10 protein-coding genes are annotated in these 12,763 nt (G+C 63.3%); 1 reads left to right on the forward strand and 9 read right to left on the reverse strand.

The window, feature by feature from the left end; all coding sequences use genetic code 11:
• Positions 1-103 precede the first annotated feature (103 nt).
• The 9 genes from ACZ5AC_RS13410 to ACZ5AC_RS13450 all read right to left on the reverse strand — a co-directional run bounded on the left by ACZ5AC_RS13410 (position 104) and on the right by ACZ5AC_RS13450 (position 10,238).
• Positions 104-337: a hypothetical protein gene (locus tag ACZ5AC_RS13410; protein ID WP_464248101.1), complete on the reverse strand. Its 234-nt coding sequence runs from the start codon at positions 335-337 to the stop codon at positions 104-106.
• 55 nt (positions 338-392) lie between these two features.
• A complete protein-coding gene (locus ACZ5AC_RS13415) occupies positions 393-2,135 on the reverse strand; it encodes a YeiH family protein (protein WP_464248102.1) in 1,743 nt (580 codons plus the stop codon).
• Positions 2,136-2,407: 272 nt separating this feature from the next.
• Complete coding sequence (locus ACZ5AC_RS13420) at positions 2,408-3,160, reverse strand: MlaA family lipoprotein (protein WP_464248103.1); 753 nt, start codon at positions 3,158-3,160, stop codon at positions 2,408-2,410.
• 8 nt (positions 3,161-3,168) lie between these two features.
• Positions 3,169-4,464, reverse strand: coding sequence for an alpha/beta hydrolase (locus ACZ5AC_RS13425; protein ID WP_464248104.1), 1,296 nt, complete (start codon positions 4,462-4,464; stop codon positions 3,169-3,171).
• A 101-nt stretch (positions 4,465-4,565) separates the two neighbouring features.
• Positions 4,566-5,765, reverse strand: coding sequence for a tetratricopeptide repeat protein (locus ACZ5AC_RS13430; RefSeq protein WP_464248105.1), 1,200 nt, complete (start codon positions 5,763-5,765; stop codon positions 4,566-4,568).
• Positions 5,766-6,249: 484 nt separating this feature from the next.
• Complete coding sequence (phoU, locus tag ACZ5AC_RS13435; protein ID WP_464248106.1) at positions 6,250-6,918, reverse strand: phosphate signaling complex protein PhoU; 669 nt, start codon at positions 6,916-6,918, stop codon at positions 6,250-6,252.
• Between the two features lie 50 nt (positions 6,919-6,968).
• Positions 6,969-7,730: a phosphate ABC transporter ATP-binding protein PstB gene (pstB, locus tag ACZ5AC_RS13440; protein WP_464248107.1), complete on the reverse strand. Its 762-nt coding sequence runs from the start codon at positions 7,728-7,730 to the stop codon at positions 6,969-6,971.
• Between the two features lie 2 nt (positions 7,731-7,732).
• Positions 7,733-9,535 carry a HAMP domain-containing sensor histidine kinase gene (locus ACZ5AC_RS13445; protein WP_464248108.1) on the reverse strand — a complete coding sequence of 601 codons (1,803 nt, stop codon included), beginning with the start codon at positions 9,533-9,535 and terminating at the stop codon, positions 7,733-7,735.
• A gap of 7 nt (positions 9,536-9,542) precedes the next feature.
• Positions 9,543-10,238 carry a response regulator transcription factor gene (locus ACZ5AC_RS13450; RefSeq protein WP_464248109.1) on the reverse strand — a complete coding sequence of 232 codons (696 nt, stop codon included), beginning with the start codon at positions 10,236-10,238 and terminating at the stop codon, positions 9,543-9,545.
• 250 nt (positions 10,239-10,488) lie between these two features.
• Here ACZ5AC_RS13450 and ACZ5AC_RS13455 point away from each other — a divergent pair, with 250 nt between their 5' ends.
• Positions 10,489-12,756, forward strand: coding sequence for a GGDEF domain-containing protein (locus ACZ5AC_RS13455; RefSeq protein WP_464248110.1), 2,268 nt, complete (start codon positions 10,489-10,491; stop codon positions 12,754-12,756).
• Positions 12,757-12,763: the final 7 nt, after the last annotated feature.

The following is a 12,763-nucleotide window of genomic DNA, read 5'->3' on the forward strand; positions in this document are numbered from 1 at the left end:
GGAGGCCGCGCCGTCAGCGAACGGGCGCCTCACGAATTCGATTAGGCGAGACGGGATGAACTGGCAAGGACCGGTCGATGCGGCCGGACGGGAGCCGTGGCGGTCATTGCTGCTTGAGAACCTCGTAGAGATAGTTCTCCCCTTCCTTCACCTGCTCCACGTCGGTGTAGTAGTAGCGCGTGGGGTCGATGCCGTTGTCCGCCAGGTACAGGGACATGCGGTGCAACACCCCGACGGAGTTGGTCAGCACGGGCAGAAAGAGGTAGACGAAGGCCAGGGCCGTGCCCAGGGCCAGGACGAAGTTCCTCATTCGCACGGACAAGCTTTGTGGGTTCATGGTTCAGAGTCCTTTACGGGCCGAGAGGGCAAACCCTCCCGGCCCGGTAGCGGTTTTAGATCTTGGCCGTGATTTCCGGGAAGACCACATAGAACATGACGTAGGCCATGGCCAGGGTCAGGGCAAGGTTGAAGCTCTGGCCGCAGACGTACAGGATGAGCGGCTTGCCGCCCTTGAAGTACTTGGCCAGCTCGCGGAAGTTGGTGGACAGTCCGATGGCGGCGAAGGACAGGGCGAAGAACCAGTCGCGCAAGAGCTTGGTGCCGCCGCGCACGATGCCGTGTTCCATGACCGCGTCGCCCAGATCCTTGCCAAGATTCTGGTCCAGGATGGAGAACATGATGGAGGCGGCGATGAAACCCAGCACGAACTTGGGGAAGCGGTGCCAAATCTCGCCGGCGCCGACGGAGTGGCCCGTCTCGGTGCTCTCGACCTTGGTGACCCAGTAGATGGCCACGCAGAAGGCCGTCACGCCGATCATGACGTTCTGGATCATCTTGATGGTCGCGGCCACGTACATGGCCTTCTGACCCAGGAACGCGCCGGCCGCGGCCACCGCGCCGGTGGAGTCGATGGTGCCGCCCATCCAGGCGCCGCCCAGGACCTCGGGGATGCCCACGGCCTTGATGAAGGCCGGCATGGCGATCATCATGATGGCGGTGAAGACCAGGGACAGGCCGATGGAAAGGGTCAGCTCCTCCTTCTTGGCCCGGCAGGCGGCCGCCGTGGCGATGGCCGCGGAGGTGCCGCAGACGGACATGTCGGCGGAGATGACGATGTTCAGGGTCCTGGAAGGCATCTTCAGCACGGTCTGGCCGAAGATGTAGGTCACGACGATGACGATGGGCGTCACGACCCAGGCCACGAAGATGCCGGGGATGCCGATGGCCACGATCTTGTTGAAGAGGACCTCGGCGCCCAGGAGCACAAGGCCGGTCTTGATGAAGAACTCGACCTGGCAGGACGGCAGGACCCACTTGGGGGTGCCCAAGGTGTTGGCGATGAGCATGCCCAGGACCACGCCCCAGGCCTCGGCGCCGAAACCGTACTGCTTGGAGATGGCCTGACCGCCCAGCATGTAGGCCAGCACCGCGACCAGGAAGACCATGGTGAAGCCCTGCGCGAACTCCATCATGTTCTTGCCCATGAGGGCTATGCCCAGGCCGAAGGCCAGGGCCAGGAAGACGCACAGGCCGATGAGGCCGGGGATCAGGTTGAAGGCCTTGTTCTCGGTCTTCTTCTTGGCGTCACCGGCGGCCTTGTTGGCGTCGCGCCAGGCCTTGATCTTGGCGGATGCGTCGTCGTTCAGGGCCTTGTCCTGGAACATGGCGCCCGCGGCGGCTTCCTCGGCGGCCACGGCGGCGGTCAGCGCGGCCTCGGCATTTGCCTTGGCCTCTTCGTACTTGGGCATGGCCTTTTCGTTCTTGGCCTTGGCCTGCTCCTCACTCTGCATCAGGGAGTCGAGGGGGTTGGACGTCCAGGAGCCTGGGGTCTTGGTCCAGTGAGAGGCGAACTTGCCGAAGGGGGTGCTGGTGCCCTTGAGTTTGCCCTTGTCGTCCTGAGCCTTGTACCAGGCGAGGGTCTTGAAGGGGGCCTTGGCCGCCTCGGCGGCCTGGATCTCGTCGGCGGCCTTGATCTTGGCTGCGAATTCGTCCTTGGGTCCGAAGCTGGTGTAGGCCAGGATGCACACGGCGATGATGATGAAGCCGAGCCAGATGGCCAGAAAATCCTCTTTCTTCCACAGATCCGACCACTGGCTCTTGCCGTGGTCGATGACGACGTTGCTGTCTTGGGCCATGGGTGTTTCTTCCTCCTTGCTTGTTTCGAATGAATCCCCGCTGCGGGGCACCTTTTCGAAACGACGGATAACAAAAGCCATGCCAAGCAAGCCCAGAGGTCACGCCATTCAATTTCAACACGTTACAGGCAGCGGATGCCCGAGATGCGACAACATGACTTGTCACCTGAAAACCTGAGTTTACAGAACGGATACCATCTGCGGAAACAGAAAGGGAGGCGGGTAAAGGAAGCCGGCCCCGACGGCGGGTACGCCGAGGCCTGCCGGGAAGTTTACTTGGCGATGTCGAGCTCGCGCTTCTTGGTGTAGACGAAGCGAACCAGCTGATACTCGAATGGGCTCCCGGTTTCGTAGTACCGGAACTTGACCTGATGCCGGGCGTCCACGGCCTTCAGCCCGTACACGGCCGTGGTCGCCGTGCCCCGAGCCGCCCACCCCATGCCGTCGAAGACGAAGTCCGCGGGGTTGAGGGTCAGGACCGCGTCGAAGGCCGTGCCCCCGGCGTCCCGCAGCCCAGAGGGCCCGAGGACCGGCAGGACCAGGTACGGCCCGGGGGGCACGCCCCAGACGCCCAGAGTCTGCCCGAAATCCTCGTTCTCCTGCGGGATGCCCCCCTTGCCCAGCACATCGATCAGGCCGCCCAGCCCGATGGTCGTATTGAAGACGAAACGGCCCAGCGAAACCGAGGCCTTCTTGGGGTTGCCCTGCAGGACCGAGTTGACGAAAATCGGTATTTCTTTGAAATTGTTAAAAACATTCGAGACGCCCTGCTGCACGCTGTCCGGCAGGACCGCTTCGTAGAAACGAACCACCGGCAGGTAGACGTACCGGTCCAACTGGGCGTTGAAATGGTACATCGAGCGGTTGAACCCTTCCCAGGGGTCTTCGACCAGGAAGAGCCTCTCGACCTCCGGGTCTTCGGGCAGCCCACGGTGCACGGGAGCCTGGAAAGGCCCGGGCTGGTGCTCCGGAGTGGTGGCGCAGCCGCTGGCCAGAACGAGAAGAAGAAGGAGAAGAACGCGCATGGGTCGCCTCATTTGCGGAAGAAATCGAGCATGGCCGCCACATTGTCCCTGAAGCGCAGGTTGCCGCAATGGCCGCCGGCGGGAAAGACGGTCAGGCGCGGCCCGAACGTGTTCTCCAGGAAGGCGAAGTTTTCCGGCGTCAGGATGGGATCGTCGGCGTTTGTCATGACGGCGATGCCTCCCGCGCCGCGCAGAAACGGGCCGATGGCCTCCAGACTGCAGGCAGCTACGGCCTTTTCCGGGGTGATCGCCGGGTCGTGGAACTGCAGAAAGGGCAACAGGTACTCCCTGACGTAGTCCTCGAAGCTCACGCCCACGGCCGAATCGAGGTAGGGGGCCAGGGATTCGTCCTTCACGATCCGGTGCCCCCGCGGCACGATGTACCCCGCGCCCGTGCACGTGTCGCTGGTGAAAACCATGGACGCCAGTGACAGACGGAAGGCCACCCCGATGAGGATCTTGAGCTCCTTCTCGGAGATGGAGCGGTTGCGGTGCAGGGCGAAGAGGAACTCGTCGCCGAAATTCACCTGGTCGCTGGCCCGGTACGCCTCGGAAAGCTGGCGCACCAGCCCGGCCACGGTGCGCGCGGCCTCGGACCGGTCGGCCACGTTGTCGGACAGCAGATGGTCGAGGCGGATGGCCGAGGTCATGAGGTTCACGGCCGGGTTCAGCAGCAGCACCTTCTCGAAGCCGAAGCGCCCCTCGCGGGTGTCCAGTTCGGCCAGGAAAGCCGCCTGGGTCCCGCCGAGGCTGTAGCCGGCGAGGTGGAAGGACGCGATCCTGTCCCGCCCTATCCGGTCAGCGATGGCGTCCATGGTCTGGTAGAGGTCGGCCACGTCGTGGGGGATGTAGCCCGGCACCTGGGTCGTCGAGGCGCTGACCACGAAATTGGGATAGGTCGGCGAGGACAGCGTGACCACGTGGAAGCCGGCCCGATGGAAGACCCGTTGCAGGAAACTGCACGTGGCCGACTCGTGGGAGGAGCCGGTGCCGGCCAGGATGAACAGCAGGGGCGCCTTGCCCCGCTGCTGCGCCAGCGTGTACTGCAGGGTGTCGTCGTACCACAGGATCTCGGGTACGGGACGATCATGCAGGAGCATCTCCCGGCCGCGCACGGCTCCGAGATCCTGCAGGGGGTTCAGATCCGAAAAGCCGGCCGGCCGCACGGATGACAGGTCGAACTCGTCCCGCGGCAGCGTGCCGAAAACCGTGGCCTCGTAAGGGTTCGTGAACGGATAGTCATAGGCCTGCGCGGAAAACGCCGCGGACAGGGCGAACAGGCAGAACAGAACGACGCGGTGCATGCCGGGCCTCCACGTAAGGAAAATGTTGCGGTCTTCTAGCCCTTGGCTTCCGGCGAGGCAAGTTCGGCCGCGGCCGGCCAGGCGAGCCAGTGCACGGGTGTTCAGGACTGCCGGGACGGGTCCCCGTCGCCCCCGGTTGCGGAACGGATCTTTCCGATGGCGGCCTTGGCCTGCTCGAAATCCGGGTCGACCTGCAGGGCGGCCCGCATGTACCGGTCCGCATCCGGGAACTTCTTCATCTGGAGGTAGACCATGCCGATGTTGAACGGGATGAGCGGAGACTCCTGCAGAATCTCGGGCCGGGCTGCGACGGCCTTTTCGAACTGCTTGACGGCCTTCAAGTGCTCCTTGCCCTGAAAATAGGCCATGCCCATGTTGTAGTGCAGCCCCGGTTCGTCCGGGATGACATGCAGGGCTTTCTGGTACGCATCCACGGCGCCCTGCCAGTCGCCCTGCTTGCGCAGGGAAAGCCCCATCTCGTTGACCATCCACAGGTCGGCGCGCGAGAAATCGCTGCCCTTGCTCTCCAGGGCCTGTCGCATGAACGCGAGCCCCTGCTCGGGGTTGATCTCGCGCAGCTTCACGCCAATCTCCATGTATGTCGAGGCCAGCATGTCGTTGGCCTGGGCCCGCACGATGCCCAGGGCGTCCTGGTAGTATTTCTGCGCAGCCTCCTCCTGGCCGTTCTTGCTGTACTGCTCGCCGATGCTGATCTTTCGCTCGTGGTTGAGGGGCGAAATCTTGTCCATGAGCAGCAGGTATTTGAGATAGTTTGCCGCGTCATCGGCCTCGAGGTAGAGGTTGGCCAGCCGCTGCAGCGGCTTCAGATTCAAGCGCGACCCCTTGGATGCTTCCTTGTAATAGAGCTCCGCGTTGCCGAAATCCTTCTTGCTCTTGAAAATGTCGCCCTTGAGCATCATGCATATGGAACTGCTCGGCTTTTCCTTGAGGAGCATCTCTATCTTCGGCATGGCCTCCTCGTACAGGCATTGGCCGATCAGCTTCTTGATCTGCTCCACTTCGACGAAAAAACTGTTGGTCGGCCTGATGGCGAAGGCGATCTTCTGGATGAGGTTGTTGATGGAGATGGGCTTGACGATGATCGAATCCACATCGTTCTCCGCGATGAAGGACACATGCTCTTCGGACACCTCAGGCGTCAGACAGATGATCTTGACCTTGTCCCCGAAACTCTCCTTGATGCGCTTGAATTCGTAGACATTGGATTTGCCGCTGATCTTCGACTCGATGAAGAGGACTATCTGCGCGTAGGCATTCAGCAGATCGCGGCATTTCCGCACCACATCCGAAGATACATGCGCCACTGCAAGCGAATCATAATTGAAGCCGATGAAACGCATTGCGCCGCGTACCGTCTTAACAAACATTTCATCATTCGTGACAAGAAAGAAAGATCCGTTCTGTTCCTTCAGATAGTTTGAGACCATCTGGTCATAAATAACTGCTTCTTCTTTCCGGATAAGCTTATGAGACATGTTTCCTCTTCCAAATTCAAGATGCATCCGTTCCCAGGACTTTGCGTGCGTACTGAGCCAACGTATCCATGGATAGCTCACAACGGCCACCACAGCAAGGATGCGCAGCACGCTGTTGCAACCCTGCGGACGCATGGACTTTTCCCGGGAAAGACGGAAAGGCGAATCGCGGGCGACTGGCATCAGCGCCTCCCGCACAGCCCGTAAAGCGGCAGCGGGGATGGCGCGCCGTCCTCTGGTCGCGCCATCCCCGCGGGGGAGTGATGCTGATTCCGACGCCGCGCCGGGATCAACGCTCGTCGAAATAGACCTTGTGCTTGATGTTCACGCCCTGGGTGATGAAGACCACGGACTCGGCGATGTTCGTGGCCAGGTCCCCGATGCGCTCGATGCGGCGAATGAGGATGATGGTGTGCACGGACCGCTCGATGGCCGGAGTCTCGTGGATCATGTATTCGATGACCTCGCGCATGTTCTTGTGGTTGAGGACGTCGACCTCGTTGTCCAGCTTGCAGACCTCCAACGCTTCCTCGACGTTGCCCGAGGCGAAGGCCTGGGCGGCGTGCCGGAGCATGGCCAGGGCCTTGCCGCCCATCTCGCGGACGTTGTCCTGGAACGGCAGGGCCGGGCGGGAACTGAGCATGATGGAGCGCTCGGCGATGTTGACCGCCTCGTCCGCGATGCGCTCCAGGTCGACGCTGATGCGCATGCACCCCAGAATGAAGCGCAGGTCACCGGCCACAGGCTGCTCCAGGGCCAGCAGGCGCAGCCCCAGTTCGTCGATCTCCACTTCCAGCCGGTTGACCTCGACATCACCGTCCTGGACCTCTTCGGCCAGGTACAGGTCCTTGTTCACGTAGGCCTTGATGGACTTCTCGACGGCGGCCTCGGTCAGCGCCACCATCTTCAGCACCTTCAGTTTCAGCGTCTCAATCTCTTCATGCAGATGCGTATACATACTTCACTTCCTTTGAAATTTTCGTAAATTGCCGTTTCACCGGGCGCACATCAGCCGAAACGGCCGGTAATGTAGTCTTCGGTCTGCTTGTTCTCCGGCCGGGTGAACAGCTTGTCCGTGGGGCCGACCTCGATGAGGCGCCCCATGTAGAAGAAGGCGGTCCGGTCGGAGACGCGGGCGGCCTGCTGCATGGAGTGCGTGACGATGACAATGGTGAATTTGCTCTTGAGATCGTGGATGAGTTCCTCGATTTTCTGGGTCGCGATGGGGTCCAGGGCCGAGGCCGGCTCATCCATGAGCAGCACCTCCGGTTCCACGGCCATGGCGCGGGCGATGCACAGGCGCTGCTGCTGCCCGCCCGACAGGCTCAGGCCCGACTGGTCCATGCGGTCCTTGACCTCGTCCCACAGGGCGGCGAGCTTGAGGCTCTCCTCCACCCGGGCGTCGATGAATTCCCGGTCCCTGACCCCGTTGACGCGCAGCCCGTAGGCCACGTTCTCGTAGATGCTCTTGGGAAAGGGGTTTGGTTTCTGGAAGACCATGCCCACCCGCCGGCGCAGCACGACGACGTCGTGGGACGGGTCGTTCAGGTCCTGCCCGTCCATGGTCAATGCCCCTTCGATGCGCGTACCGTCAATGAGGTCGTTCATGCGGTTGATGCAGCGCAGGAAGGTCGACTTGCCGCAGCCGGACGGCCCGATGAGGGCCGTGGCCTGATGCTGGAACATGTCGAAGGAGATGTCCTGCAGGGCGTGGAAGTCCGAATAGTAGAAGTTGAGATTTCTGGAAGAAATCTTGACTGTTTCTGCCATGTTTATTCCTCTGATGTCCGCCCCGCGACGGGGAGGGTGATGATGAAGCGTGAGCCGGCCCCGGTCTCGGGCACCGGGCTCTGGACGATGATCCGCCCGCCATGGCTGACCATGATGTGCCGGCAGATGGCCAGGCCCAGACCGGTGCCGCCGATGGCGCTGTTGCGGTCCTTCTCAACCCGGTAGAACCGTTCGAAAATCCTGCTCTGGTCCTCGGCCGGGATGCCGGGACCGTTGTCGTCGATGAACACGGACACCCCGTGGCCGGAGGACTCCGCGTGGACCCTGATCCGGGCCGTTTCGTCGGGCACGTACTTGAGCGCGTTCTCCAGGACGTTGCGGAAGACCTGAACCAGCTGCTCGAAGTTGGCCCGCACGGCGGGCGTGCCCTGGGAGAGGTCATTGACGAAATCGACCTTCTTGCGCAGGGGATGGCAGCTCTTCCAGGCCGAATACAGGGCCGAGGCCGGGTCCACGGAGACCATGTCCACCCGCTGCTTGCCGTGCTCCAGCCGGGAGAGCTGCAGCAGCTCGTCGAGCATGGTGTTCATGTGGTTGGCGTTGCGCTGGATGACCTCCAGGAAGGTGCGCGTCTGGCCCGGGTCGTAGCTGTCCAGGCCCAGGAGCGTCTCGGCGTAGCCCTTGATGGACGTCAGGGGGGTACGCAGCTCGTGTGACACGTTGGCCACGAAATCGCGCCTGATCTGTTCCACCCGCCTGATCTCGGTGATGTCGTGGAAGACCATGATGGCCCCGAGCTCGGCGTCGCCCTTGATGGGCACGATGGACACGTCGAAGCTTTTTCCGCTCTGGAGCGCGACCACGACGTTGCCCTGCGAAAAATCGCCCGCCTTGCGCTTCTTCAGGGCGGCGTCGCAGGCGTCCTGCAGGTCCTGCAGGAGGCAGAGCTCCATGGGCTTGCGCCCGGCGAAGGTCGAGAGACCGGGGAAAATCTCCTGGGCCGCGTAGTTGCCGCGCAGGATGTTGCCCCGGCCGTCGAGGACGATGAGCCCCGCCTTCATGCCGTTCAGCACGGCTTCCGACTCCATCTTCTGCTTGACGATGGTCTGCAGGTTGGACTCGATGCGCTCCAGCATGTTGTTGAAGGCGTTGACCAGCGGCGTCATTTCCGTGCTCGGGGAGAAGCGGATGCGCTTGCCGGGCCCGCCCTGCCCGATGTCGGCCGCGGCCTGGGCCACGCTGGAGATGGCCCGCGAGACCTGACGCGACATCAGGGAAACCAGCCCGAAGGCCAGCAGGATGCTGAAGCCGTAGACCCAGCCCGTGTGCCCGTAGAGGCTGTCCAGCGTCTTGCGCATCTGGCTCTGGGGCCTGGCCACGCGCACGACCCCTTCCGGGACCGCGGCGTTGCCGCCGAACCTGCGGGCGACATAGAGCAGGTCCTGGCTCAGGGTGTCGCTGTAGCGCAGACTCGTGCCGATTTCGCCGTCCAGGGCCTGCAGGACTTCCGGCCGGCCGGCATGGTTCTCCATGAGGCCGACCTGTTGCGCCGCCACGCCGGAGTCCGACAGCACGGCGCCGTCCAGGGTGATGTAGGTGATGCGGATCTGCATGCTCGCCGCGAGATCCCGCAGCACGCTCCCGAGCGCAGGGCGTTCGGTCACGCCGGACAGCGCCCATTCGACGGTCTGCAGGTCGCGCAGGGCGCCCTCCCTGGCCTCGCGTTCGATGGTCTGGCCCAGGTTCTGGCGCAGATGGTACGCCGGCACTCCCAGGGCCAGCAGCAGAATGACCCCGAAGGCCAGAAGCAGCCGTAACCGCAGGGAAATTGGTGGTGTGGTCATGTCTGTCCTAGTCGGCCTGGTTTTCTCGTTTCATGCGGTAACCGATGCCGCGGACCGTCTCAAGCCAGTCGGCATACGGCCCGAGCTTCTTGCGCAGCCGCCGCACATGGGTGTCCACGGTGCGGGAATATCCTTCGAACTCGTAGCCCCAGGCATTGCTCAGGAGCTGCTCTCGGGAAAGCACCTTGCCTTCGTTGCGCACGAATTCGCCGAACAGGTTGAACTCCGTGGGCGTGAGATGCGCGTCGGCCCCGTCCACCAGGAGGGTGAAGGCCTCAAAATCGGCCACCAGGCCCTCGCGCTGCCAGTGGGCGACCTTGGGCATGACGTGCACGTTGCGGCGCAGGACCGTCTTGATGCGCAGCATCAGCTCCCGCGGGCTGAAGGGCTTGATGACGTAGTCGTCGGCGCCCAGCTCGAAGCCGAGGATCCGGTCGACCTCGTCCCCGCGGGCCGTGAGCATGATGATCGGTATGTGGGCGCAGTCGGAGCTGGACTTGATGGCCTTGCACACGTCCGTGCCGCTCATGCCGGGCAGCATGAGGTCCAGCAGGACCAGGTCCGGCCGCTCGCTCTGCACCAGCTGCAGGCCCTTCCTGCCGTCGCGGGCCACAAAGCAGTCGTAGCCGCCCGACTTCAGATGAAAGGCCAGCAGATTCGCGATATCGGGTTCGTCTTCGATGACGACGATCTTGTGAGCCATTTTTCCCCCTTTTTTCCAAAGCGGCCGCGGGTGATGCCGACCGTATCCTGGCGGGTTACCGGCCCTTCGTGACAGGATTGTGACAGCGGCATGAAATTCCTGTAACATCCCTGTTTTGACGACTCAACAAAGTTGCCGCCGCTCCTTCACGCTTTCGTCGCAATTCCGAAACACACCATCGCACAAAAGGTCCGTCACACGCCGCATGCGTGCATGCCGCACGCATCGCCGGTCCCCTGAGGATACAGCCATGCTCCAAGTCCACACGGCCCGTCCACCTGAAGCGCCCCAACCCATTCTCGAAATCAGAAGATTCCTCCAAACGAACCGCGCGCTCAGCATCTTCGTGTGCCGGCTCAAGGACTTCACCCTCTGCCGGGAACTTTACGGCGCGCATGTCACGGAGGAAATCGAGAACCTCCTCGTGGCCTCCCTGGATGCATACGGTCAGACCAACCCGGCCATGAGCGCCCGGCACGCCCTGCGCATCGGGACCGGCGAGGCGCTGCTGCTGCGCAACCTGTGCCCGCTGGGCGAAGAGCGCCTCATGGACCAGGCGTTCAGCCTGAAGATGTCCCTGCAGGCCGCCCTGCGCAAGCACACCATCTCGTCCCTCGGCAGGGAGTTCGACATCGAGGTCGGCTTCTCGGTCCTGCACGAATCCCCGCTCATGGAAAAGGAGCGGGCCCTGCACGAGGCCATCGGAGACGCCAGACGCATGGCGCAGGGGGCCGTCAACCTCGAGGCCATCAAGCTGTCCGCAGTCTTCCGCTCCATCGTGCGCAACGGGCAGATCAACGTGCTCTTCCAGCCCATCTACGACTTCAAGAAGGGCACTGTTCTGGCCTGGGAGGCTTTGTCCCGCGGCCCCCGCGGGTCGGAGTTCGAGTCCCCGGCCTTGCTCTTCGACTTCGCAGAGCAGACCGGGCAGCTCTTCGTCCTGGAACAGACCTGCCGCGCCAGGGCCATCGAGACCGTCGGCGCCCTGGCGCCCGGACAGAGCCTGTTCCTGAACATCCATCCCCGCGCCGTGGTCGACCCGACCTTCGCCCCGGGCAGGACCCTGGAGCTCATCCAGGCGTATGGCCTCGAACCCGAGAACATCGTCTTCGAGATCACCGAGCGTCATTCCATCAAGGACTTCAGCTCGTTCCACAAGACCCTGGACCACTACCGCAGCCAGGGCTTCAAGGTCGCCGTGGACGACGCCGGGACGGGCTACTCGGGCCTGTCGACCATCGCCGCCCTGCACCCGGACTACATCAAGGTGGACATGTCCCTGGTGCGGGACATCGACAAGGACCCGGTGCGCCGGGCCCTCATGGAGACCATGGTCACCCTGGCGGGACGAATCGGGTCGGAGATCATCGCCGAGGGCATCGAAACCAAAGGCGAGGCCGGCGCCCTGATCGAGATCGGCGTCCACTACGGCCAGGGCTACTTCCTGAGCCGGCCGCATTTCCCCAAGCCCGAGACGCACCTGGACATCAGGGAGCTGGTCCCCCTGCGACAGGACGCGCTCAGCCGGCTGTCCTGCTCCATCCCCATCGGCCAGCTGGCCCAGAAGACCATGACGGTCAGCCCGCGCACCCCGGTGCAGTCGGTGCAGCGCATCTTCTCCACCAACCCCGCGCTGACGAGCGTCGCGGTCGTGGAGGACGGCCGCCCCCTGGGCCTGGTCATGGGCTACAGCCTGGACCGGCACCTGGCCACCCTTTACGGCCGGGCGCTGTACGCGGAAAAGCCCGTTTCCCTGCTCATGGATGCCAAGCCCCTGGTCGCGGACGAACGCGAGCCCGTGGAATCCGTGGCCAAAAACGCCAACACCCGGGAGATGCTCAAGGCCTACGACGAGGTCATCGTCACCCGCGAAGGGAATTTCCTCGGCGTGGTCACGGTGCAGCAGATGCTGACCACACTGGCCCAGGTGCAGGTCGAAATGGCCAAGGGCACCAACCCCCTGACCGGCATCCCGGGCAACGTCGCCCTGGAGAAGGAGGTCGAGGCCACGCTGCGCAAGGGCAGGCCTTTCGCCATGCTCTACGCGGATCTGGACCACTTCAAGGTCTTCAACGACGTCTACGGCTTCAAGGACGGCGACCTGGTCATCCTGCTGCTGGGACGAATCCTGACCTGGGCCATGGCACGCCACGGCAGCCCGGGGGACTTTCTGGCCCACATCGGCGGGGACGACTTCGTGGCCATGGTCTCGCCCGAAAGGGCCGAGCGCATCTGCAAGGCGGTGGTGCGCTGCTTCAGGCGCCTCATTCCCCTCCACTACCATCCGCAGGACCGCGAGCGGGGCTGGATCATGGGCAAGGGACGGGACGGCAGGGAGCAGCAGTTCCCGCTGGTCTCCGTGTCCATCGGCATCGTCGAGTGCAGCGAGAACATCCGGGGTTGCAGCCTGCAGCTTCTCGGGGAAAAGGCGGCGCAGGTCAAAAGCTACGCCAAGTCCCTGCCTGGCAACGTCTATGTCCGCGACCGGCGCGGGCACTCCTGCGCCGCGGCCCAATAACGTTTCG

Source organism: Desulfomicrobium aestuarii (assembly GCF_055385525.1).

What these genes read in the sequence shown, in the direction of transcription:
- ACZ5AC_RS13410 (WP_464248101.1), bottom strand. Translation starts at nt 337, where the DNA reads ATGAACCCACAAAGCTTGTCCGTGCGAATGAGGAACTTCGTCCTGGCC.
- ACZ5AC_RS13415 (WP_464248102.1), bottom strand. Translation starts at nt 2,135, where the DNA reads ATGGCCCAAGACAGCAACGTCGTCATCGACCACGGCAAGAGCCAGTGG.
- ACZ5AC_RS13420 (WP_464248103.1), bottom strand. Translation starts at nt 3,160, where the DNA reads ATGCGCGTTCTTCTCCTTCTTCTTCTCGTTCTGGCCAGCGGCTGCGCC.
- ACZ5AC_RS13425 (WP_464248104.1), bottom strand. Translation starts at nt 4,464, where the DNA reads ATGCACCGCGTCGTTCTGTTCTGCCTGTTCGCCCTGTCCGCGGCGTTT.
- phoU (WP_464248106.1), bottom strand. Translation starts at nt 6,918, where the DNA reads ATGTATACGCATCTGCATGAAGAGATTGAGACGCTGAAACTGAAGGTG.
- pstB (WP_464248107.1), bottom strand. Translation starts at nt 7,730, where the DNA reads ATGGCAGAAACAGTCAAGATTTCTTCCAGAAATCTCAACTTCTACTAT.
- ACZ5AC_RS13445 (WP_464248108.1), bottom strand. Translation starts at nt 9,535, where the DNA reads ATGACCACACCACCAATTTCCCTGCGGTTACGGCTGCTTCTGGCCTTC.
- ACZ5AC_RS13450 (WP_464248109.1), bottom strand. Translation starts at nt 10,238, where the DNA reads ATGGCTCACAAGATCGTCGTCATCGAAGACGAACCCGATATCGCGAAT.
- ACZ5AC_RS13455 (WP_464248110.1), top strand. Translation starts at nt 10,489, where the DNA reads ATGCTCCAAGTCCACACGGCCCGTCCACCTGAAGCGCCCCAACCCATT.